The sequence below is a fragment of the Demequina mangrovi genome (assembly GCF_000759715.1).
Lineage (GTDB): Bacteria > Actinomycetota > Actinomycetes > Actinomycetales > Demequinaceae > Demequina > Demequina mangrovi.
Genome location: NZ_BBLU01000003.1, coordinates 66,195 through 88,313 on the forward strand (window position 1 = coordinate 66,195; position 22,119 = coordinate 88,313).

At 67.5% G+C, this 22,119-nt stretch carries 20 protein-coding genes and 1 tRNA gene; 1 reads left to right on the forward strand and 20 read right to left on the reverse strand.

The window, feature by feature from the left end; genetic code table 11:
* Positions 1 to 17: 17 nt before the first annotated feature.
* The 20 genes from rpsS to TR42_RS14090 all read right to left on the reverse strand — a co-directional run bounded on the left by rpsS (position 18) and on the right by TR42_RS14090 (position 20,661).
* Entirely contained in the window at positions 18 to 296 is a 279-nt protein-coding gene (rpsS, locus tag TR42_RS03640) for a 30S ribosomal protein S19 (RefSeq protein WP_042213173.1), read from the reverse strand.
* Positions 297 to 308: 12 nt separating this feature from the next.
* Complete coding sequence (gene rplB / locus TR42_RS03645) at positions 309 to 1,148, reverse strand: 50S ribosomal protein L2 (protein WP_042213177.1); 840 nt, start codon at positions 1,146 to 1,148, stop codon at positions 309 to 311.
* A gap of 19 nt (positions 1,149 to 1,167) precedes the next feature.
* Positions 1,168 to 1,473, reverse strand: coding sequence for a 50S ribosomal protein L23 (gene rplW, locus TR42_RS03650; RefSeq protein WP_042213178.1), 306 nt, complete (start codon positions 1,471 to 1,473; stop codon positions 1,168 to 1,170).
* On the reverse strand, positions 1,473 to 2,120 hold the full coding sequence (gene rplD / locus TR42_RS03655) for a 50S ribosomal protein L4 (protein ID WP_042213179.1): 648 nt from the start codon (positions 2,118 to 2,120) through the stop codon (positions 1,473 to 1,475). The genes rplW and rplD overlap by 1 nt, the downstream gene beginning before the upstream one ends.
* A 5-nt stretch (positions 2,121 to 2,125) precedes the next feature.
* Positions 2,126 to 2,788, reverse strand: a complete 663-nt coding sequence (gene rplC / locus TR42_RS03660) for a 50S ribosomal protein L3 (RefSeq protein WP_042213184.1) — start codon at positions 2,786 to 2,788, stop codon at positions 2,126 to 2,128.
* A 39-nt stretch (positions 2,789 to 2,827) separates the two neighbouring features.
* On the reverse strand, positions 2,828 to 3,136 hold the full coding sequence (gene rpsJ, locus TR42_RS03665) for a 30S ribosomal protein S10 (RefSeq protein ID WP_042213186.1): 309 nt from the start codon (positions 3,134 to 3,136) through the stop codon (positions 2,828 to 2,830).
* Positions 3,137 to 3,476: 340 nt separating this feature from the next.
* Positions 3,477 to 4,667, reverse strand: coding sequence for an elongation factor Tu (gene tuf, locus TR42_RS03670; protein WP_042213187.1), 1,191 nt, complete (start codon positions 4,665 to 4,667; stop codon positions 3,477 to 3,479).
* Between the two features lie 119 nt (positions 4,668 to 4,786).
* Complete coding sequence (fusA, locus tag TR42_RS03675) at positions 4,787 to 6,901, reverse strand: elongation factor G (protein WP_042213189.1); 2,115 nt, start codon at positions 6,899 to 6,901, stop codon at positions 4,787 to 4,789.
* A gap of 42 nt (positions 6,902 to 6,943) precedes the next feature.
* Entirely contained in the window at positions 6,944 to 7,414 is a 471-nt protein-coding gene (gene rpsG, locus TR42_RS03680) for a 30S ribosomal protein S7 (RefSeq protein ID WP_042213191.1), read from the reverse strand.
* The gene (gene rpsL, locus TR42_RS03685; RefSeq protein WP_042213193.1) at positions 7,414 to 7,788 is read right to left on the reverse strand and encodes a 30S ribosomal protein S12; all 375 of its coding nucleotides are present in this window, start codon (positions 7,786 to 7,788) and stop codon (positions 7,414 to 7,416) included. Before rpsL ends, rpsG begins: the two co-directional genes overlap by 1 nt.
* A 199-nt stretch (positions 7,789 to 7,987) precedes the next feature.
* Positions 7,988 to 11,860, reverse strand: a complete 3,873-nt coding sequence (locus tag TR42_RS03690) for a DNA-directed RNA polymerase subunit beta' (RefSeq protein ID WP_042213195.1) — start codon at positions 11,858 to 11,860, stop codon at positions 7,988 to 7,990.
* Positions 11,861 to 11,933: 73 nt separating this feature from the next.
* Positions 11,934 to 15,407 carry a DNA-directed RNA polymerase subunit beta gene (gene rpoB, locus TR42_RS03695; RefSeq protein WP_042213196.1) on the reverse strand — a complete coding sequence of 1,158 codons (3,474 nt, stop codon included), beginning with the start codon at positions 15,405 to 15,407 and terminating at the stop codon, positions 11,934 to 11,936.
* A gap of 421 nt (positions 15,408 to 15,828) precedes the next feature.
* Entirely contained in the window at positions 15,829 to 16,215 is a 387-nt protein-coding gene (rplL, locus tag TR42_RS03700; protein WP_042213198.1) for a 50S ribosomal protein L7/L12, read from the reverse strand.
* A 57-nt stretch (positions 16,216 to 16,272) separates the two neighbouring features.
* Entirely contained in the window at positions 16,273 to 16,794 is a 522-nt protein-coding gene (gene rplJ / locus TR42_RS03705; RefSeq protein WP_042213199.1) for a 50S ribosomal protein L10, read from the reverse strand.
* A 333-nt stretch (positions 16,795 to 17,127) separates the two neighbouring features.
* Positions 17,128 to 17,826, reverse strand: coding sequence for a 50S ribosomal protein L1 (gene rplA / locus TR42_RS03710; RefSeq protein ID WP_042213201.1), 699 nt, complete (start codon positions 17,824 to 17,826; stop codon positions 17,128 to 17,130).
* A gap of 65 nt (positions 17,827 to 17,891) precedes the next feature.
* The gene (gene rplK, locus TR42_RS03715; protein ID WP_042213202.1) at positions 17,892 to 18,323 is read right to left on the reverse strand and encodes a 50S ribosomal protein L11; all 432 of its coding nucleotides are present in this window, start codon (positions 18,321 to 18,323) and stop codon (positions 17,892 to 17,894) included.
* Positions 18,324 to 18,382: 59 nt separating this feature from the next.
* Positions 18,383 to 19,078 (reverse strand): transcription termination/antitermination protein NusG, encoded by a 696-nt coding sequence (nusG, locus tag TR42_RS03720; protein WP_042213204.1) that lies wholly within the window; start codon positions 19,076 to 19,078, stop codon positions 18,383 to 18,385.
* A gap of 22 nt (positions 19,079 to 19,100) precedes the next feature.
* Complete coding sequence (gene secE / locus TR42_RS03725) at positions 19,101 to 19,358, reverse strand: preprotein translocase subunit SecE (protein WP_052405564.1); 258 nt, start codon at positions 19,356 to 19,358, stop codon at positions 19,101 to 19,103.
* Positions 19,359 to 19,408: 50 nt separating this feature from the next.
* A tRNA-Trp gene (locus TR42_RS03730) sits at positions 19,409 to 19,481 on the reverse strand.
* Positions 19,482 to 19,800: 319 nt separating this feature from the next.
* Complete coding sequence (locus TR42_RS14090) at positions 19,801 to 20,661, reverse strand: type IV toxin-antitoxin system AbiEi family antitoxin domain-containing protein (RefSeq protein ID WP_052405565.1); 861 nt, start codon at positions 20,659 to 20,661, stop codon at positions 19,801 to 19,803.
* 236 nt (positions 20,662 to 20,897) lie between these two features.
* Between TR42_RS14090 and TR42_RS03740 the strand changes: the two genes are divergently transcribed.
* On the forward strand, positions 20,898 to 22,100 hold the full coding sequence (locus TR42_RS03740) for a pyridoxal phosphate-dependent aminotransferase (protein WP_174435455.1): 1,203 nt from the start codon (positions 20,898 to 20,900) through the stop codon (positions 22,098 to 22,100).
* Positions 22,101 to 22,119 lie beyond the last annotated feature (19 nt).

Consider the following 22,119-nt stretch of genomic DNA (forward strand, 5'->3'; position numbering starts at 1 on the left):
ACCTTCGCTCAGGCGCCTTAGCGGCGGCCCTTGCGGTCGTCCTTGACGTGGCCCTTGAACGTGCGCGTGGGGGCGAACTCGCCCAGCTTGTGGCCGACCATCGACTCGGTGACGAACACCGGGACGTGCTTGCGGCCGTCGTGCACGGCAAAGGTGTGACCCAGGAAGTCCGGCGTGATGACCGAACGACGCGACCAGGTCTTGATGACGTTCTTGGTACCCGCTTCGTTCTGGGCGTCCACCTTCTTGAGAAGGTGGTCGTCGATGAAGGGGCCCTTCTTGAGGCTACGAGGCATGTCCAGGCTCCCTTATCGCTTGTTCTTGCCAGTCTTGCGGCGACGCACGATGAGCTTGTCGCTTTCCTTGTTGGGCTTGCGGGTACGGCCCTCGGGCTTGCCCCACGGCGAGACGGGGTGGCGACCACCGGACGTCTTGCCCTCACCACCACCGTGCGGGTGGTCCACCGGGTTCATGACGACACCACGCACGGTCGGGCGCTTGCCCTTCCAGCGCATGCGGCCGGCCTTGCCCCAGTTGATGTTGGACTGCTCGGCGTTGCCCACCTCGCCGACCGTCGCGCGGCAGCGCAGGTCGACGTTGCGGATCTCACCGGACGGCATGCGCAGCTGCGCGTAGGGGCCGTCCTTCGCCACGAGCTGGACCGAGGCACCGGCCGAGCGGGCGATCTTGGCGCCGCCGCCCGGCTTGAGCTCGATCGCGTGGATGACCGTACCGACGGGGATGTTGCGCAGCGGGAGGTTGTTGCCGGGCTTGATGTCAGCGCCGGGGCCGTTCTCCACGCGGTCGCCCTGACCGAGCTTCTCGGGGGCGATGATGTAGCGCTTCTCGCCGTCCGCGTAGTGCAGGAGCGCGATGCGGGCGGTGCGGTTGGGGTCGTACTCGATGTGCGCGACGGTCGCGGGCACGCCGTCCTTGTCGTGACGACGGAAGTCGATCACGCGGTAGGCGCGCTTGTGACCGCCACCCTGGTGACGGGTGGTGATGCGACCGGTGTTGTTGCGGCCGCCCTTCTTGTGCAGCGGGCGGACGAGCGACTTCTCGGGCTCCGAACGGGTGACCTCGACGAAGTCGGCGACGGACGAGCCACGGCGGCCCGGCGTCGTCGGCTTGTACTTGCGAATAGCCATGAGTGCTTTACCTGTCCTTCTAGCCGGCCTGGCCGCTGAAGATGTCGATGCCCGCGTCGCCTGCGATGGTGACGATCGCGCGCTTGACGTCCTTGCGCTTGCCGAGGCCGAAGCGGGTGCGGCGCGTCTTGCCCTTGCGGTTGATGGTGTTGACGGACGCGACCTTCACACCGAAGATCTGCTCGACCGCGATCTTGATCTCGGTCTTGTTCGAGCGCGGGTCCACCTCGAAGGTGTACTTGCCCTCGTCCATCAGGCCGTAGGTCTTCTCGGAGACGATCGGGCGGACGATGATGTCGCGCGGGTCCTTGTTCAGCGTGGTCATTACTTCTCCTCCGCCTCGGACGCCGTCGCGACAGCCTTCACGGACTTGCCCGTGGCGGGGCCGGCGACGAACGCGTCGAAGGCACCCTTGGTGAAGACCGTGTCGTCGTTCACGAGCACGTCGTAGGTGTTGAGCTGGTCGACCGCGATGAGGTGGACGCTCGCCGCGTTGCGCAGCGAGAGGATCGTCTGCTCGTCCGAGCGCTCGATGACCACGAGGGCCGAACGGCCCGCGGTGATCGCGGCGAGCGCCTCGATGGCGGCCTTGGTCGACGGCGTGTCACCCGAGACGATCGAGTCCACGACGTGGACGCGGCCGGCGCGGGCGCGGTCCGAGAGGGCACCGCGAAGCGCGGCGGCCTTCATCTTCTTGGGGGTCCGCTGCGAGTAGTCGCGCGGCTGCGGGCCGTGGACGGTGCCACCGCCGGCGAACTGCGGCGCACGGGTCGAACCCTGGCGGGCGCGGCCGGTGCCCTTCTGCTTGTAGGGCTTGCGGCCACCACCGCGGACCTCGCCGCGGGTCTTGGTGGCGTGGGTGCCCTGTCGCGCGGCGGCGAGCTGCGCCACGACGACCTGGTGGATCAGGGGGACGTTGGTGTCAACGTCGAAGATGTCGGCGGGAAGCTCGACGGTCTTGTTGGTAGCCATGGCTATCACGCGCCCTTCACAGCGGAGCGAACGAGAACGACGCCGCCCTTGTTGCCGGGAACCGCGCCCTTGACGAGCACGAGGCCCTTCTCAGCGTCCACCGAGTGGACGAGGAGGTTCTGGACGGTCTTGCGGGCGTTACCCATGCGGCCGGCCATCTTGAGGCCGCGGAAGACGCGCGAAGGCGTCGACGCGCCACCGATGGAGCCGGGCTTGCGGTGGTTGCGGTGCGCACCGTGCGAGGCGCCCACGCCGGAGAAGCCGTGACGCTTCATGACACCGGCGGTGCCCTTGCCCTTGGTGGTGCCGGTCACGTCGACGAGCTGGCCGGCCTCGAACACCTCGGCGGTGATCTCCTGGCCCAGCGAGTACTCGGACGCGTTGGCGGTGCGGACCTCGGCCACGTGGCGGCGCGGCGTGACGCCGGCGGCCTCGAAGTGGCCCTTGAGGGGGTTGGTGACGCGGCGCGGGTCGACGGAGCCGAAGGCGAGCTGGATGGCCTCGTAGCCGTCCGTGGCCTCGCCCCGCACCTGGGTCACGACGTTGGTGTCGACCTGGATCACCGTGACGGGCACAACGCGGCCCTCGGCGTCCCACACCTGCGTCATGCCCAGCTTCGTACCGAGCAGCGCGGTGACCGCGCGCTGGGCATTGGAAGTCGTAGTCATGATTCGGGAAGTCCTAACTTCTCAGTACTGAATCGCTCGTCAGAGCTTGATCTCGATGTTGACGTCCGCGGGGAGGTCGAGGCGCATGAGCGAGTCGACCGCCTTGGGCGTCGGGTCCACGATGTCGATGAGGCGCTTGTGCGTGCGCATCTCGAAGTGCTCGCGGGAGTCCTTGTACTTGTGAGGCGAACGGATCACACAGAACACGTTCTTCTCGGTCGGCAGCGGCACGGGGCCCACCACCGACGCACCGGCGCGCGTGACCGTCTCGACGATCTTGCGGGCCGAAGAGTCGATGACCTCGTGGTCGTAGCTCTTCAGCCGAATGCGGATCTTCTGTCCCGCCATGGCGTGGTCTGCCTTATCTCTCGTTACAACTATGGTCATCTCCCCCGACCCCCGCGCTCGGGCGTGTCGCGTATCTGCGACGCACGTGCGCCGTGACTTTTCAGTCGGGCCGTGGGTGAAGGTGCGGCTGCCCGCGATAGGCAACCTGAATATTGTGCCAGATTCGCGCGTAGCGTGCAAACGGTCCTAGGTCCCGGCCGCCACGCCGCGGAGCGGCCGACGAGCCGGGGGACGATGCCGGGGCCGGGCGGGCGCGCCGCCCCTCCCCCGGCATCGTCCGCCGCACGCGACGAGGGCCCCCGCCGTCAGGCGGAGGCCCTCGCTCAGGTAAGTCGTGGACTTACTTGATGATCTTGGTGACGGTGCCGGAACCGACGGTACGGCCACCCTCGCGGATCGCGAAGCCCTGACCCTCCTCGAGGGCGATCGGCTGGATGAGCTCGACCGACATCTCGGTGGTGTCACCCGGCATGACCATCTCGGTGCCCTCGGGCAGCGAGATGACGCCGGTCACATCCGTGGTGCGGATGTAGAACTGCGGGCGGTAGTTCGTGTAGAAGGGGTTGTGGCGGCCACCCTCATCCTTGTTGAGGATGTAGACCTTGCCCTCGAACTGGGTGTGCGGGGTGGTGGTGCCGGGGGCGACCACGACCTGGCCGCGCTCGACATCCTCGCGCTTGGTGCCACGGAGCAGCAGACCGCAGTTCTCGCCGGCCCACGCCTCGTCCATCTGCTTGTGGAACATCTCGATACCGGTGACGGTGGTCTTCTGCGGCTCGCGGATGCCGAGGATCTCGACCTCCGAGTTGATCTTGAGCTTGCCGCGCTCGACCTTACCGGTGACGACGGTGCCACGACCGGTGATCGTGAAGACGTCCTCGATCGGCATGAGGAAGGGCTTGTCCATGTCGCGGACGGGCTCCGGAACGAACTCGTCGACCGCGTTCATGAGGTCCTGGACCGACTTGACCCACTTCTCGTCGCCCTCGAGCGCCTTGAGCGCCGAGACCTGGATGACGGGGGCGTTGTCGCCGTCGAAGCCCTGCGAGGAGAGGAGCTCGCGCACCTCGACCTCGACGAGCTCGAGGATCTCCTCGTCGTCGACCATGTCCGACTTGTTCAGCGCGACCAGCAGGTAGGGGACGCCGACCTGCTTCGCGAGCAGCACGTGCTCACGGGTCTGGGCCATCGGGCCGTCGGTCGCCGCGACCACGAGGATCGCGCCGTCCATCTGGGCCGCACCGGTGATCATGTTCTTGATGTAGTCGGCGTGACCCGGAGCGTCGACGTGCGCGTAGTGGCGCTTCTCCGTCTGGTACTCGATGTGCGCGATGTTGATCGTGATACCGCGCTCGCGCTCCTCGGGAGCCTTGTCGATGTCCTCGAACGGCGTGAACGGGTTGAGGTCCGGGTACTGGTCGTGCAGCACCTTCGAGATCGCAGCGGTCAGCGTCGTCTTACCGTGGTCGACGTGACCGATGGTGCCGACGTTCACGTGCGGCTTGGACCGCTCGAACTTGGCCTTAGCCATGATGGCTTCCTCCTGATTGGGTTGTGAGACTCGGGTAGAGGATCCGATTGTCGATGGCCGGTGCCATCGGGGGCGTATCCCTACTGGTCGTTATTGTTCCTGATTTTCAACCGGTGGGGTTACTCGCCCCGGGTCTTCGCGATGATCTCCTCGGCCACAGCCTTCGGGACCTCCGCGTAGCTGTCGAAGACCATCGAGTAGACGGCGCGACCGGACGTCTTCGACCGGAGGTCGCCGACGTAACCGAACATCTCCGACAGCGGCACGAGCGCGTCCACCACCTTGACGCCGGACACGTCCGACATCTGGCGGATCTGGCCGCGACGCGAGTTGATGTCGCCGATGACGTCGCCCATGTACTCCTCGGGAGTACGGACCTCGACCGCCATCATGGGCTCGAGCAGCACGGGCTTCGCCTGACGCGCGGCCTCCTTGAAGGCCATCGAGCCGGCGATCTTGAACGCCATCTCCGACGAGTCCACATCGTGGTACGCGCCGTCGAGCAGCGTCGCCTTGACGCCCACGACCGGGTAGCCGGCCTGGATGCCGAGCTCCATGGCGGCCTGCATGCCCGCGTCGACCGACGGGATGTACTCGCGCGGGACGCGACCACCGGTCACGGCGTTCTCGAACTCGTACAGCACCTCGGCGTCGGCGTCGAGCGGCTCCAGACGGATCTGGACCTTCGCGAACTGGCCCGAGCCACCGGTCTGCTTCTTGTGCGTGTAGTCGTACTTGTCGACCGTCTTGCGGATGGTCTCGCGGTACGCGACCTGCGGCTTGCCGACGTTCGCGTCGACCTTGAACTCGCGACGCATGCGGTCGACCAGGATGTCGAGGTGCAGCTCGCCCATGCCGCCGATGACGGTCTGGCCGGTCTCCTCGTCCAGGCGCACGCGGAAGGTCGGGTCCTCCTCGGCGAGCTTCTGGATCGCGATCGACAGCTTCTCCTGGTCGCCCTTGGTCTTGGGCTCGATGGCCACGTCGATGACGGGCTCCGGGAAGGTCATCGACTCCAGCACGACCTGGTGGTCGGGGTTGCACAGGGTGTCACCGGTGGTGGTGTCCTTGAGCCCGATCACGGCGTAGATGTGGCCGGCGGAGATCGACTCGACCGGGTTCTCCTTGTTGGCGTGCATCTGGAAGAGCTTGCCGATGCGCTCCTTCTTGCCCTTGGTCGAGTTGATGACCTGGGCACCGGTCTCGAGGTGACCGGAGTAGACGCGCACGTAGGTGAGGCGACCGAAGAACGGGTGCGACACGACCTTGAACGCGAGAGCCGAGAAGGGCTCGTTCGCGTCGGCGTGACGCTCGATCTCGATCGTCTCGTCCTTGGCGTCGACACCCTTGATGGCGGGCACGTCGGTCGGGCCGGGGAGGTAGTCGATGACCGCGTCGAGCATCGGCTGCACACCGCGGTTCTTGAACGCGGAGCCGCAGAGCACGGGGTAGATCTCGGAGGCGATCGTCATCTTGCGGATGGCGCCCTTGATCTCCGCGAGCGTGAGCTCCTCGCCGCCGAGGTACTTCTCGAGCAGCTCGTCGTCCGACTCCGCGACGGCCTCGAGGAGCTCCGAGCGGTACTGCTCGGCCTTGTCCTTGAGGTCCGCGGGGATCTCGGTGGTCTCGTAGGACGCGCCCATGGTCACGTCGCCCTTGGCGTCGCCGGGCCAAACCTTCGCGTTCATCTCGACCAGGTCGACGATGCCCATGAAGTCGTTCTCCGCGCCGATGGGCAGCTGGATCACGAGCGGTCGCGCGCCGAGGCGCTTCACGATGGTCTCGACGGTGAAGTAGAAGTCCGCGCCCAGCTTGTCCATCTTGTTGACGAAGCAGATGCGGGGGACGTCGTACTTGTCCGCCTGGCGCCACACGTTCTCCGACTGGGGCTCCACGCCCTCCTTGCCGTCGAAGACCGCGACCGCGCCGTCGAGGACGCGCAGCGAGCGCTCGACCTCGACGGTGAAGTCCACGTGACCCGGGGTGTCGATGATGTTGATCTGGTTGTCGTTCCAGAAGCAGGTCACCGCGGCGGAGGTGATGGTGATGCCGCGCTCCTGCTCCTGCTCCATCCAGTCGGTCGTCGACGCACCGTCGTGGGTCTCACCGATCTTGTAGTTCACACCCGTGTAGAACAGGATGCGCTCGGTGGTGGTGGTCTTGCCGGCGTCGATGTGCGCCATGATGCCGATGTTGCGGACCCGCTTGAGGTCCGTCAGCACGTCCTGTGCCACGAGTGATTCTCCTCGGTTTAAGAGCGAACGAACGAGCGCCGACTACCAGCGGTAGTGCGCGAACGCCTTGTTCGACTCGGCCATCTTGTGCATGTCCTCACGGCGCTTCACCGCGGCGCCGAGGCCGTTCGAAGCGTCGAGGATCTCGTTCATGAGGCGCTCGGTCATGGTCTTCTCGCGGCGCTGGCGCGAGAAGTCGACCAGCCAGCGCAGGCCGAGCGTGGTCTGACGCACGGGGCGCACGTCGACGGGGACCTGGTAGGTCGCGCCACCGACACGGCGGCTGCGGACCTCGAGCGCGGGGCGGATGTTGTCGAGCGCGCGCTTGAGCACGACGACGGGGTCCTGGCCCGACTTCTCGCGGACGCCCTCGAGGGCGCCGTAGACGATGGCCTCGGCCGTCGACTTCTTGCCGTCCAGGAGGACCTTGTTGATGAGCTGCGTGACGACCGGGGCGCCGTACACGGGGTCGTTGATGATCGGACGCTTAGGGGCCGGTCCCTTACGAGGCATTACTTCTTCTCCATCTTCGCGCCGTAGCGGCTGCGAGCCTGCTTGCGGTTCTTGACGCCCTGGGTGTCGAGCGAGCCGCGGACGATCTTGTAGCGCACACCCGGGAGGTCCTTCACACGACCGCCGCGGACGAGCACGATCGAGTGCTCCTGGAGGTTGTGGCCCTCACCGGGGATGTACGCGGTGACCTCGATGCCGGTCGAGAGGCGCACACGGGCGACCTTACGAAGGGCCGAGTTCGGCTTCTTGGGGGTGGTCGTGTAGACGCGCGTGCACACGCCGCGACGCTGGGGGCTCGACTGAAGAGCCGGGGTCTTGGTCTTCGAGGCCTTGGGGTGGCGACCCTTCCTGACCAGCTGCTGAATCGTAGGCACTACTTCTCCGTGTCTCTGAGGTTCTGCGGGAACGTTTTTCTCGTATCGGCCCGACCCCCGCGCCCGGGCGTGTCGTTCCATCGGGTATCGCACCATGGGCGCGACTCGGGGGCCCGGCGACGCGGGCACAAGCATCTAAGATACCTGCGCTCCGCGCCGCCGTCAAAAGCGGACATGTGCCGCCCGGCCCCGTCGAATGTCAGTCTCGGATGTCGAACTCCTCGAGGGGCACGGCCTGACCGGTGCCCTCGCCGAAGTACTGGCCGTCCCACTCCTCGTAACCGAAGGTCGGGAACAGGTTGGCCTTGGCCTCCTCGGTCGGCTCGACCGTCGCCGTGCGGTACTGCGCGAGGCCGGTACCAGCGGGGATGAGCTTTCCGAGGATGACGTTCTCCTTGAGGCCGATGAGCGGGTCCGACTTGCCGGACATCGCCGCCTCGGTGAGGACGCGGGTGGTCTCCTGGAAGGAGGCCGCGGACAGCCACGACTCGGTCGCGAGCGACGCCTTCGTGATGCCCATGAGCTCCGGACGCGCCGAGGCGGGCTTGCCGCCGGCGGTCACCGTCGCACGGTTCGCACCCTCGAAGCGGCTGCGCTCGACCAGCTCGCCCGGAAGCAGGTTGGTCTCACCCGAGTCGAGCACGGTCACGCGACGCAGCATCTGCCGCACGATGACCTCGATGTGCTTGTCGTGGATCTCCACGCCCTGCGAGCGGTAGACGTTCTGGACCTCGTCCACCAGGTGCTTCTGGGTGGCACGCGGGCCGAGGATGCGCAGGACGTTCTTCGGGTCGACCGCACCGGCGACGAGCTGCTGGCCCACCTCGACGCGCTCGCCGTCCTGGACCAGGAGGCGCGAACGCTTGGTGACCGGGTACTCGACCGGCTCGTCCCCGTTGTCGGGGGTGACCACGAGGCGACGGGTCGCCTCGGAGTCGTCGACCTTCATCACACCGGCGACCTCGGAGATCGGGGCCTCACCCTTGGGGGTGCGGGCCTCGAAGAGCTCCTGGACACGCGGCAGACCCTGCGTGATGTCGTCCGCGGACGCCACACCACCGGTGTGGAACGTACGCATCGTCAGCTGGGTACCGGGCTCACCGATCGACTGGGCCGCGATGATGCCGACGGCCTCGCCGATGTCGACGAGCTCACGGGTCGCGAGCGAGCGGCCGTAGCAGCGCGCGCACGTGCCGACCACGGACTCGCAGGTGAGCACCGAGCGGACCTTGACCGACTCGACGCCCTGCGCGATGAGGTTGTCGATGAGCACGTCGCCGATGTCGGCGGCGGCCTTCGCCACGACCTCGCCGGCCGCGTCGAGGACATCCGTCGCGAGCGTGCGGGCGAAGACCGAGGTCTCCACTCGGTCGTGCTTGACCTTCGTGCCGTCGGCGAGGACCTCGACGATGGGCATCGCGAGACCACGCTCCGTGCCGCAGTCCTCCTCGCGGACGATGACGTCCTGCGAGACGTCGACCAGACGACGCGTGAGGTAGCCCGAGTCCGCGGTACGCAGCGCGGTGTCCGCGAGGCCCTTGCGGGCACCGTGGGTCGCGATGAAGTACTCGAGGACGGACAGACCCTCGCGGTAGTTCGACTTGATCGGACGCGGGATGATCTCACCCTTCGGGTTCGCCACGAGGCCGCGCATACCGGCGATCTGACGAACCTGCATCCAGTTTCCTCGCGCACCCGAGCCGACCATCGTGTGGACGGTGTTGTGCTTGGGGAAGGACTCACGCATGGCCTTGTCGACCTCGTTGGTCGCCTGGGTCCAGATCTCGATGAGCTCCTGACGGCGCTCGTCGTCCGTGATGAGACCGGTGTCGAACTGGTCCTGGACCTTGGCGGCCAGGGCCTCGTAGCGCTCGAGGATCTCCTGCTTGTTCGCGGGGGTCGCGACGTCGCCGATGGCGATGGTCACGCCCGAGCGGGTGGCCCAGTGGAAGCCCGCCGCCTTGAGGGCGTCGAGCGAGGCGGCCACCTCGACCTTCGGGTAGCGCTCGGCGAGCGTGTTGACGATGTCGCCGAGGACCTTCTTGTCGACGTTGCGGTTGACGTACGGGTACGTCACCGGCAGCAGGTCGTTGAACAGCGAGCGACCGAGCGTCGTGGTGAGCATGAACGGCTCGCCCTCGACGTGACCCTCGGGCAGCACGTGCTCCACCGGCGGGACGGTCTCACCGTCGACGCGCAGCGAGATCTCCGCGTTGAGCGAGATCGCGCCGGCGTCGTACGCCATGAGCGCCTCCGCCTGCGAACCGAACACGAGGCCCTCACCGGTCTCGTCCTCCTTGAGGAGCGACAGGTGGTACAGACCGATGATCATGTCCTGCGAGGGCATGGTCACCGGACGGCCGTCCGACGGCTTGAGGATGTTGTTGCTCGAGAGCATCAGCACGCGGGCCTCGGCCTGAGCCTCCGCCGACAGCGGCAGGTGCACGGCCATCTGGTCACCGTCGAAGTCGGCGTTGAACGCGCCGCAGACGAGCGGGTGCAGGTGGATGGCCTTGCCCTCGACCAGCTGGGGCTCGAAGGCCTGGATGCCGAGGCGGTGCAGCGTGGGCGCACGGTTGAGCAGCACGGGGTGCTCGCGGATGACCTCTTCGAGGACGTCCCACACCTCGGAGCGCGAACGCTCGACCATGCGCTTCGCCGACTTGATGTTCTGCGCGTGGTTGAGCTCGACCAGGCGCTTCATGACGAAGGGCTTGAAGAGCTCGAGCGCCATCTGCTTGGGCAGACCGCACTGGTGCAGCTTCAGGGTCGGGCCGACCACGATGACCGAACGGCCCGAGTAGTCGACGCGCTTGCCGAGCAGGTTCTGACGGAAGCGACCCTGCTTGCCCTTGAGCATGTCCGAGATGGACTTGAGCGGGCGGTTGCCGGGACCCGTGACGGGACGGCCGCGACGGCCGTTGTCGAACAGGGAGTCCACGGCCTCCTGCAGCATGCGCTTCTCGTTGTTCACGATGATCTCGGGCGCACCGAGGTCGAGCAGACGCTTGAGGCGGTTGTTGCGGTTGATCACGCGGCGGTACAGGTCGTTGAGGTCGGAGGTCGCGAAGCGGCCACCGTCCAGCTGCACCATCGGACGCAGGTCCGGCGGGATGACCGGCACGCAGTCGAGCACCATGCCCTCGGGCGAGTTGGTGGTCGTGAGGAACGCGTTGACCACCTTGAGGCGCTTGAGGGCGCGGGTCTTGCGCTGGCCCTTGCCGGTCGCGATGACCTCGCGCAGGTGCTCCGCCTCGGCCTCGAGGTCGAAGGTCTGGAGGCGCTTCTGGATCGCCTCCGCACCCATCGAGCCCTTGAAGTACGAGCCGTAGCGGCGCGACATCTCGCGGTAGAGCATCTCGTCGCCCTCGAGGTCCTGGACCTTGAGGTTGGCGAAGCGGTCGAAGATGGTCTCGAGGCGCTCGATCTCGGCGTCCGCACGCTTGCGGATGTTCGCCATCTCGCGCTCGGCGCCGTCCTTGACCTTGCGCTTCACGTCGGCCTTGGCACCCTCGGCCTCGAGCTCGGCGATGTCCTTCTCGAGCTTCTCGGCGCGGGCGTTGATCTGGACGTCGCGGTCGTTCGCGAGGGCCTTCTTCTCCTTCTCCATCTCGTTGCGGAGCTGGGGAAGGTCCTCGTGGCGGCCGTCCTCGTCCACCTCGGTGACCATGTACGCCGCGAAGTAGATGACCTTCTCCAGGTCCTTCGGGGCGAGGTCGAGCAGGTAGCCGAGGCGCGACGGGACGCCCTTGAAGTACCAGATGTGAGTCACCGGGGCGGCGAGCTCGATGTGGCCCATCCGCTCACGGCGGACCTTCGAGCGGGTCACCTCGACACCGCAGCGCTCACAGACGATGCCGCGGTAGCGGACACGCTTGTACTTGCCGCAGCCGCACTCCCAGTCACGGGTGGGGCCGAAGATCTTCTCGCAGAACAGGCCGTCCTTCTCGGGCTTGAGCGTGCGGTAGTTGATCGTCTCGGGCTTCTTCACCTCACCATGCGACCAGTTGCGGATGTCCTCCGCCGTCGCAAGGCCGATGCGCAGATCGCCGAACTCGTTCACGTCGAGCAAGGTTCTACTTCCTTACTGCCGGCTGGATGCCGGCACCAAAACTTGTCCTTTTTGTGGAGTGAGCTCGGGGCTCTTAGATCTCGTCGACGCTCGAGGCATCGGGGCGGCTGGACAGCGAGATGCCCAGCGACTCGGCGGCCTGGTAGGCGTCGTCGTCGGTCTCGCGCATCTCGATGACGTGACCCTCGTGGTTGAGGACCTCGACGTTCAGGCAGAGCGACTGCATCTCCTTCATGAGGACGCGGAACGACTCCGGCAGACCCGGCTCCGGGATGTTCTGACCCTTGACGATCGCCTCGTAGACCTTCACACGGCCGGTGACGTCGTCCGACTTGATCGTGAGGAGCTCCTGAAGCGCGTAGGCGGCGCCGTACGCCTCGAGGGCCCACACCTCCATCTCGCCGAAGCGCTGGCCGCCGAACTGGGCCTTACCGCCCAGCGGCTGCTGCGTGATCATCGAGTACGGACCGGTCGAACGCGCGTGGATCTTGTCGTCGACCAGGTGGTGGAGCTTGAGGATGTACTTGTAGCCCACCGCGATGGCCTCGGGGAACGGCTCTCCGGTGCGACCGTCGTACAGGCGGGCCTTGCCCTCCTGGTTGACGAGGCGCACGCCGTCACGGTTGGGGTTGACCACCGTGCGGAGGCCGCCGAGGACGTCCTCGCGGAGACCGTCGAAGACGGGCGTCGCGACCGGGGTGCCGGGCTCGGAGCTGACGGCGTTGGCGGACAGGTGCTCCGTCCACGCGCCCTCGGCGCCGGTGGCGTCCCAGCCGTGCTTCGCGATCCAGCCGGTGTGGGTCTCGAGGACCTGGCCGACGTTCATACGACCGGGGACACCCAGCGGGTTAAGGATGACGTCGACCGGCGTGCCGTCCTCGAGGAACGGCATGTCCTCGACCGGCAGGATCGTCGAGATGACGCCCTTGTTGCCGTGACGGCCGGCGAGCTTGTCGCCCTCCTGGATCTTGCGGCGCTGCGCGATGTACACGCGGACCAGCTGGTTGACGCCGGCCGGGAGGTCGTCGCCGTCCTCCTCGGTGAACACGCGGACGCCGATGACGGTGCCGGACTCGCCGTGGGGGACCTTGAGCGAAGTGTCGCGGACCTCACGGGCCTTCTCGCCGAAGATCGCGCGGAGCAGGCGCTCCTCGGGGGTCAGCTCGGTCTCGCCCTTCGGGGTGACCTTGCCGACGAGGATGTCGCCCGCACGCACCTCGGCGCCGATGCGGATGATGCCGCGCTCGTCGAGGTCGGCGAGCGCCTCCTCCGAGGCGTTCGGGATGTCGCGGGTGATCTCCTCCGGGCCCAGCTTGGTGTCACGGGCGTCGACCTCGTGCTCCTCGATGTGGATCGAGGAGAGGACGTCGTCCTGCACGAGGCGCTGCGACAGGATGATCGCGTCCTCGTAGTTGTGACCCTCCCAGCACATGAAGGCGACCAGCAGGTTCTTGCCGAGCGCGAGGTCGCCCTCGTCGGTGGCAGGACCGTCCGCGATGACCGAGCCGACGACCACGCGGTCGCCCTCGTCGACGATCACGCGCTGGTTGTACGAGGTGCCCTGGTTCGAGCGCTGGAACTTCGCGATGCGGTACGAGCCGGTGGTGCCGTCGTCGTTCGCCACGGTGACGAGGTCCGAGCTCACCTCGGTGACCACGCCGTCCTTGGTCGCGATGATGACGTCGCCGGCGTCGATCGCCGCGCGGCGCTCCATGCCGGTGCCGACCAGCGGCGCCTCGGAGCGGACCAGCGGCACCGCCTGGCGCTGCATGTTCGCACCCATGAGCGCGCGGTTCGCGTCGTCGTGCTCGAGGAACGGGATGAGGGCGGTACCCACCGACACCATCTGGCGCGGCGAGACGTCCATGTAGTCGACCGCCTCGGGCGCGACGAACTCGACCTCGCCGCCCTTGCCACGCACGAGCACGCGCTCGTCCGTGAAGCGGTTGTTGTCGTCGAGGCCGGCGTTCGCCTGCGCGATGACGTAGTGGTCCTCGTCGTCCGCGGTCAGGTAGTCGACCTGCTCGGTGACGATGCCCTTGACGACCTTGCGGTACGGGGTCTCGACGAAGCCGAGCGGGTTGATGCGCCCGAACGACGCGAGCGAGCCGATGAGGCCGATGTTCGGACCCTCAGGGGTCTCGATCGGGCACATGCGGCCGTAGTGCGAGGTGTGGACGTCTCGGACCTCCATGCCCGCGCGGTCACGCGAGAGACCGCCGGGGCCGAGCGCCGAGAGGCGGCGCTTGTGGGTGAGGCCCGCGAGCGGGTTGTTCTGGTCCATGAACTGCGACAGCTGCGAGGTGCCGAAGAACTCGCGGATCGCGGCGACGACCGGACGCGTGTTGATGAGCGTCTGGGGCGTGATCGCCTCGACGTCCTGCGTGGTCATACGCTCGCGCACCACGCGCTCCATGCGCGACAGGCCCGTGCGGATCTGGTTCTGGATCAGCTCGCCCACCGCGCGGATGCGGCGGTTGCCGAAGTGGTCGATGTCGTCGGTCTCGACGCGGATCTCCGCCTCGGTGCCGTCGAGCGTCGCGATGCCGGCGTGCGCGGCCGCGATGTACTTGATGGTGGCGACGATGTCGTCGAGGCCCAGCACCGAGTCGCCCAGCTGCTTGGTCAGACCGAGCTTCTTGTTGAGCTTGAAGCGGCCCACCTTGGCGAGGTCGTAGCGCTTGGGGTTGAAGTAGAAGTTGTCGAGCAGGTTCTGGCCCGCCTCGACGGTCGGCGGCTCGCCCGGACGCAGCTTGCGGTAGAGGTCGACGAGCGCCTCCTCGTGGCCGTGGACGGTGTCCTTGGCGAGGGTCTCGAGGACGGCCGGGAACTGCGCGAACTCCTCGGCGATCTGGTCGTCGGTCATGCCGAGCGCCTTGAGGAACAGCGTCACGGGCTGCTTGCGCTTGCGGTCGACGCGCACGCCGACGGCGTCGCGCTTGTCGATCTCGAACTCGAGCCACGCGCCGCGCGAGGGGATGACCTTCGCGGTGAAGATGTCCTTGTCGGACGTCTTGTCGGGGGTGCGCTCGAAGTAGACGCCGGGCGAACGGACCAGCTGCGAGACGACCACGCGCTCGGTGCCGTTGACGATGAAGGTGCCCTGGCTGCTCATGAGCGGGAAGTCGCCCATGAAGACCGTCTGGGACTTGATCTCACCGGTGGTGTTGTTCATGAACTCCGCGGTGACGAAGAGCTGCGCGGAGTAGGTGAAGTCCTTCTCCTTGCACTCCTCCGGCGTGTAGCGGGGCTCCTCGAAGTACGGGTCGGAGAACGACAGGGACATGGTCTGTCCGAAGTCCTCGATGGGCGAGATCTCCTCGAAGATCTCCTGGAGGCCTGCCACCTCCGGGACGTCGTTCCGGCCGCTGTCCTTAGCGGCGTCGACGCGCGCCTGCCAGGCGCTGTTGCCCAGCAGCCAGTCGAAGCTCTCCGTCTGGAGCCCGATCAGGTTCGGAACCTCGATGGGGTCCTGAATCTGGGCGAAGGAGATGCGGCGCGATGCGGAACGGTTGGAGATGGCGGAATCGGTGCGCGAGGCAGCCAAGGGTGGTTCCTTCCCTTTATGATCGTGCGTGACCACGATGCCTAGCCGCGGCTCCACCGGATCCTGGGGCGAAACCCGCTACAAGCGGACGCACGCCAGGTAGGCATATGAGGGCAGGGCGATAGACAGCGCAAGTCACCAGACTACCGCCGCTCGCGCGGATTGTCCAGTCACAGTTCGGGATCGCCAGCAGACACGCCGATCGTGCCCGAAAAGCGATCCGCGCATCGTCCCCTCCGTCGATTCCCAATGACACGTGTGACGCACGTGACTCCAGGGACGCCCACCGCAGGCGGACGATGCCGCACCCGCCTCATCCTTCACCCGTGTCATTGCGAGTCGTCGGGTGGGACAGCAGAACGGGGCCGGATCCTTGCGGATCCGACCCCGTTCAGAGGTGTTCGGCTAGAGCCGAGCGAGCTTACTTGAGCTCGACGGTGGCGCCGGCGGCCTCGAGCTGAGCCTTGGCCTTCTCGGCGTCGTCCTTCTTCGCACCCTCGAGGATGGCCTTGGGGGCCTCGTCCACGAGCGCCTTGGCCTCACCGAGGCCGAGCGACGTGAGCGCGCGCACCTCCTTGATGACCTGGATCTTCTTGTCGCCGACGGCGGCGAGGATGACGTCGAACTCGTCCTTCTCCTCGGCCTCGGCAGCGGCCTCGCCCGCGGGGGCGGCGGCAACGGCGACGGCGGCCGGAGCGGCGGCGGTGACCTCGAAGGTCTCCTCGAACGCCTTCACGAACTCCGAGAGCTCGATGAGCGAGAGCTCCTTGAACTGCTCGATGAGCTCCTCGGTGGTGAGCTTAGCCATGATGACTTCCTTCTCTCTTGCCTGCGTGAAGCAGATGTGTGTAGTGGGGTGCGGCCCTTAGGCCGCGTCTTCCTGCTTCGCACGCAGGGCGTCGACGGCACGCGCGGCCTGAGCCAGCGGCGCCTGGAACATGTATGCAGCACCAAAGAGCGACGCCTTCATGGCGCCGGCAGCCTTGGCGAGCAGAACCTCGCGGGACTCGAGGTCCGCCAGCTTCTTGACCTCATCAGCAGAGATCACCTTGCCCTCGAGAACGCCGCCCTTGATGACGAGCTTGTCGTTCTCCTTGGCAAAAGCCTTGAGACCCTTCGCGGCCTCCACCGGGTCACCGGTGACGAACGCGATGGCCGTGGGGCCGGTGAGAAGGTCGTCGAGACCCTCGATACCGGCGTCCTTGGCCGCGAGCGCCGTCAGAGTGTTCTTCGCGACCTTGTAGGTCGCGGCGCCGCGGATCTCACCGCGCAGCTTCGCGAGCTGCGGGACGGAGAGGCCGCGGTACTCGGTGATCAGCACCGCTGCGGAGCCACGGAAATCGTCCGCGAGCTCTGCAACAGCGTTCACCTTGTCTGGCGTCGCCATGTTTGTCCTTCCTTCGGATGACCGCCATCCGGCCCGGACATGCAAAAGGCCCCGCGCAGGCGGGGCCGGAGAGACACGCGGCGCGGAACTGACGAGGGCGGCCACGCGGGCCGCCCAAGGGATCGCGCGCCATGCGCTATCTGGTTCACCTGCGCTGGTCCCCGCATGTACGGAGCTTCGGTCGTTCCCGGGAATCCCGGGCCCGACGACCGGCGGTCTTGGGCCTGACTATCTTAAGCGACGCATCGTCCGATGGCAAATCGGAGGATGCGCGGCCCGGAACGCCGACGGCCCGGCCCCCTCGCGGGGACCGGGCCGTCGGAACGATGCGGCTTAGGCGTCGACCTTGGCCGTGGCGTCGAGCGGGATACCCGGGCCCTGCGTCGCGGAGAGCGACGCCTTGATGATGTAGCGACCCTTCGACGCGGACGGCTTCGAGCGGAGCACCTCGTCCAGGACGGCCTGGTAGTTCTCGAGGAGCTTCTCGTCGCCGAACGACGCCTTGCCCAGCACGGTGTGCAGGTTGGCGTGCTTGTCGACGCGGAACTCGATCTTTCCGCCCTTGATGTCCGACACGGCCTTGGTGACGTCCATGGTCACGGTGCCGGTCTTGGGGTTCGGCATGAGGCCGCGGGGGCCGAGCACGCGGCCCAGGCGACCGACCTTGCCCATGAGGTCGGGGGTGGCGACGACGGCGTCGAAGTCCGAACGTCCCTCCGCGACCTCGGCGATGAGCTCGTCGCCACCGACGATGTCGGCGCCCGCCTCGCGGGCGGCCTCTGCCTTGTCACCGTTGGCGAAGACCAGGACCCTGGCGGTCTTGCCGGTGCCGTGAGGCAGGATGACGGTGGAACGGACCATCTGGTCCGCGTGACGGGGGTCGACGCCGAGCTTGAAGACGACGTCGATGGTCGAGTCGGTCTTCTTCGAAGCGGTCTTCTGCGCGAGACGGAGGGCCTCGAGCGGCGTGTAGAGCTGGCTGCGGTCGACGAGCTGGGCTGCGTCGCGGTAAGCCTTGGAGCGCTTGGTCATCTGCGATCTTCCTTTGCAGTGCGTGGTGACGGGCCAGCGCGGCCCTCCCACTGGGGTGGTGGTCCTTAGGAGACCGTGATGCCCATGGAGCGGGCGGTGCCGGCGATGATCTTCGCAGCGGCGTCGATGTCGTTGGCGTTGAGGTCGGCCATCTTGGTCTCGGCGATCTCGCGCACCTGGGCCTCGGTCAGGTTGCCGACCTTGGTGGTGTGCGGGGTGCCGGAGCCCTTGGGGACGCCTGCGGCCTTCTTGATGAGCTCTGCGGCCGGCGGCGTCTTGAGCACGAACGTGAACGAGCGGTCCTCGTACACGGTGATCTCGACGGGCACGACGTTGCCACGCTGCGACTCGGTCGCGGCGTTGTACGCCTTGCAGAACTCCATGATGTTGACGCCGTGCTGACCGAGCGCCGGACCGACCGGCGGGGCAGGGTTGGCGGCGCCGGCCTGGATCTGGAGCTTGATCAGCCCAGAGACCTTCTTCTTCGCGGGTGCCATGTTGGGTCCTTACTTTCTTGCCTGTGCGGCTTGGCGGCCGCGGGTAGCGCTGTCGCGCGTCAGATCTTGGTGACCTGCGTGAACGACAGCTCGACCGGGGTCTCCCGGCCGAAGATCGAGACGAGCACGTGGAGCTTCTGGCTCTCAGCCGAGATCTCCGAGATCGTGCCCGGGAGGGTCGCGAACGGGCCGTCGATGACGGTGACCGACTCGCCGACCTCGAACTCCACCTCGACGGGGGTCTGCGGTGCCGCGGACTCCTCGGCGGCCGCCGCCTCGGCGACCTCCTTCGGAGCGAGCATCGAGTAGACCTCGTCGACGGTGAGCGGGACGGGGTTGTGGGCGTGGCCGACGAAGCCGGTCACACCCGGGGTGTTGCGCACGGCGCCCCAGGACTCGTCCGTGAGGTACATGCGCACCAGCACGTATCCGGGCATCCGGACACGCGTGACGAGCTTGCGCTGGCCGCCCTTGATCTCGGCGACCTCCTCCATCGGAACCTCGACACCGAAGATGTAGTCCTCCATGTGGAGGCTCTCGATGCGGTGCTCGATGGCCTGCTTGACGCGCTTCTCGTGGCCCGAGTAGCTGTGCACGACGAACCAGTCGCCCTCGAGGGTGCGCAGGCGCGCCTTGAACTCGGCGACCGGGTCGGCCGGCGCCTCGTCGATGGCAGGCATGGTCGCATCGTCCTCGACGACGGCCTCAGGCTCGACGCCCTCGACCATGGTCTCGTCCACGTTCTCGTCGCTCATCACTACTCCCCTAGGGGCGGCCTCAGCCGCCGAACACCTTCTGCGAGATCCAGCCGAACGAGACGTCCAGCACGAACACCAGGGCCATCATCACGGCCACGAAGCCGAGGACGATCCAGATGTAGCGGATCAGCTCCTGGCGCGTGGGGGTGACCACACGACGAAGCTCGGAGATGACCTGGCGCACGAAGAGCACGATGCGTCCGAAGATGTTCAGACCCTCGCGCGTCTCGTGCCGCGGGTCCTTCTCTCCGGAATCCGTCACGGCAGATTCGCTCACCGAAAAGTCCTTCTCTCTGGATTGCGCTCGCGGGAGATTCCCGCGTTACGCAGGGTAGGAGGGACTCGAACCCCCAACCGTCGGTTTTGGAGACCGATGCGCTACCAATTGCGCCACTACCCTTCGGGGGGTTGGGCCCCCGCGGCTCCTTCGTTCGCCATTCCGGCTCGCCCCGAGGGCGCGAACCAGCCTGACGAATGTCAATCGCCGACGTCACATGTTACGCGGTTCCGGGCGAGAAGTCGAACCCGGGTCCTTCACGGCATCGTCGCCGCCTGCATGAACGCCAGAACAGCCTACCCGATCCCCTCGATTCCCAATGACAAGAGTGACAGGTGGGGACATGAGGGTGCCGGCAGCGGGGACGGGACGTCGCCTCCACAGCGGCAGGCGCACCGCGCCGACCGGCCCAGGCTGCCGCCGTCGCCGGTGATCGCCCGCCTCAGGACCGCCGCGAGCGCTCGTACGCGGCGAGCTGCACACGCACCTCAGCCGTCGTCCGGCCCGGTTGGTCGCGCACGGTCGCATACGGGATCCGGACGCGCGGGATCCCTGCCGCGGCGAGGACGGCATCGCGCCGCGCGTCCTCGGCCTGCGCCTCAGGCGACGAGTGATAGGTCTCCCCGTCCACCTCGACCACGACACGGTCGTCGACCAGAAGGTCGACGTGGCCGACGCCCCGGATCGGTGCCTGCGAGACGACCGCGAACCCGGCCTCCCTCAGCTCGAGGCGCGCGAGCGTCTCGCCCGGCGACTGCGACAGCGCGTCGGCGTGCGCCGCGAGCCAGGCGCGCCTTCGAGGGCCCGTGCCCGTCAGCGCCCACAGGTCGCCGATGCGGACGAGGCCCCGGTTGAGCGCCGCATCGACGACGGTCAGCTGCGGGGCGGGCCCCACGCAGGCACCCAGGTGGTCGATCAGGGTCGCGGCATCGACGCACAGCGCGTCGACCCCGTGGCGGAGTGCGCGAGGTAGACGATGCACCGTGGTGGGGACCTTGAGGCGCCTGTCCCCGCGCACGATCCCACGGTCCCATGGCACCGCGACGTGCAGACCGCCGGAGGGGACGAGGGCCGGAAGGTCCATGGCGACAGCCGCCGAGATGCAGGTCAGCTGGGCGGACATGACCCGCGCGCGGACGGCGGCGTAGGGCGCATCGGGCAGGGCGTAGCACCCGCGGTGCGGCCTCGTGAGCGAGCCGGCGCGCACGGCGTCGAGCAGCTGCGGGTCGGTAAGACCTCGCCGCAGCAGTTGTCCGCGGCGCGCACACCCGCCCAGCGCGGCGACAGCTTCGACCGGATCCATCGCTCCAGCGTCGCGAGGGCTGCGCACCGACGCCTCGCGAACCCTCCGCGGGTGGACGGCCCCGGCGTGCGCAGGTACCGCGGACATCGGCGCGCGCCTGCGGTGAGGCCGCGCGCCGACCGCCAGCGGCTCGCGGGCAGCGACCGCGTAGGAGGCGCCGCCGCCCGCCTACCCACCCCGTCACATGTGTCACATCTGTCATTGGGAATCGTGCGGCAGGTGGAAGAATGGCCGGCATGAAGCCCTCTCGTCGCGTTTCCGCTCGTCTCGGCGCCATCGCGCCGTCCGCCACCCTCGCCGTCGACTCCAAGGCGAAGGCGCTCAAGGCCGCCGGCCGTCCCGTGATCGGGTTCGGCGCCGGAGAGCCCGACTTCCCCACGCCCGACTTCATCGTCGAGGCGGCCGCCGCGGCCACGCGCGACCCGAGGAACCACCGGTACACGCCCGCGACGGGCCTGCCCGAGCTGAAGAAGGCCATCGCCGAGAAGACGCTGCGCGACTCCGGCTACGAGATCGACCCCGCGAACGTCATCGTCACCAACGGCGGCAAGCAGGCCGTGTTCCAGGCCTTCGCCGCGATCGTCGACCCGGGCGACGAGGTGCTCCTCCCCGCGCCCTACTGGACCACCTACCCCGAGGCGATCGCGCTCGCCGGCGGCACCCCGGTCGAGGTCTTCGCGGGCGCCGACCAGGACTACCTCGTCACGGTCGAGCAGCTCGAGGCCGCGCGCACCGAGAACACCAAGGCGCTGCTCTTCTGCAGCCCTTCCAACCCGACCGGCGCCGTCTACTCCGAGGAGCAGACCAAGGCCATCGGCGAGTGGGCGCTCGAGCACGGCATCTGGGTCCTCACCGACGAGATCTACGAGCACCTCCTCTACGACGACGCGCAGTTCACGCCCATCGTCCGCGCGGTGCCCGAGCTCGCGGACCAGACCATCGTGCTCAACGGCGTCGCCAAGACGTACGCGATGACCGGCTGGCGCGTGGGCTGGATGATCTCCCCCGCCGACGTCACCAAGGCCGCCGCGAACTTCCAGTCGCACCTCACCAGCAATGTCGCGAACGTCAGCCAGCGGGCCGCCATCGCGGCGCTCGAGGGCGGCCTCGAGGAGGTCCACGCGATGCGCGCGGCCTTCGACCGCCGCCGCCGGACGATGGTCGACATGCTCCGCGAGATCGACGGCGTGGTCTGCCCGACCCCGAAGGGCGCGTTCTACGCCTACCCGAGCGTCGAGGGCCTCATCGGCCGCACGGTCGGCGGCGTGGAGATCACCTCCTCCGCGGACCTCGCGGGCGTGATCCTCGAGCAGGCCGAGGTGGCCGTGGTCCCGGGCGAGGCCTTCGGCCCGTCGGGCTTCATGCGCCTCAGCTACGCGCTCGGCGACGAGGACCTGGTCGAGGGCGTCACCCGCATCCAGAAGCTGCTCGCCTCCTAGGCGACACCGCAGCGCGACC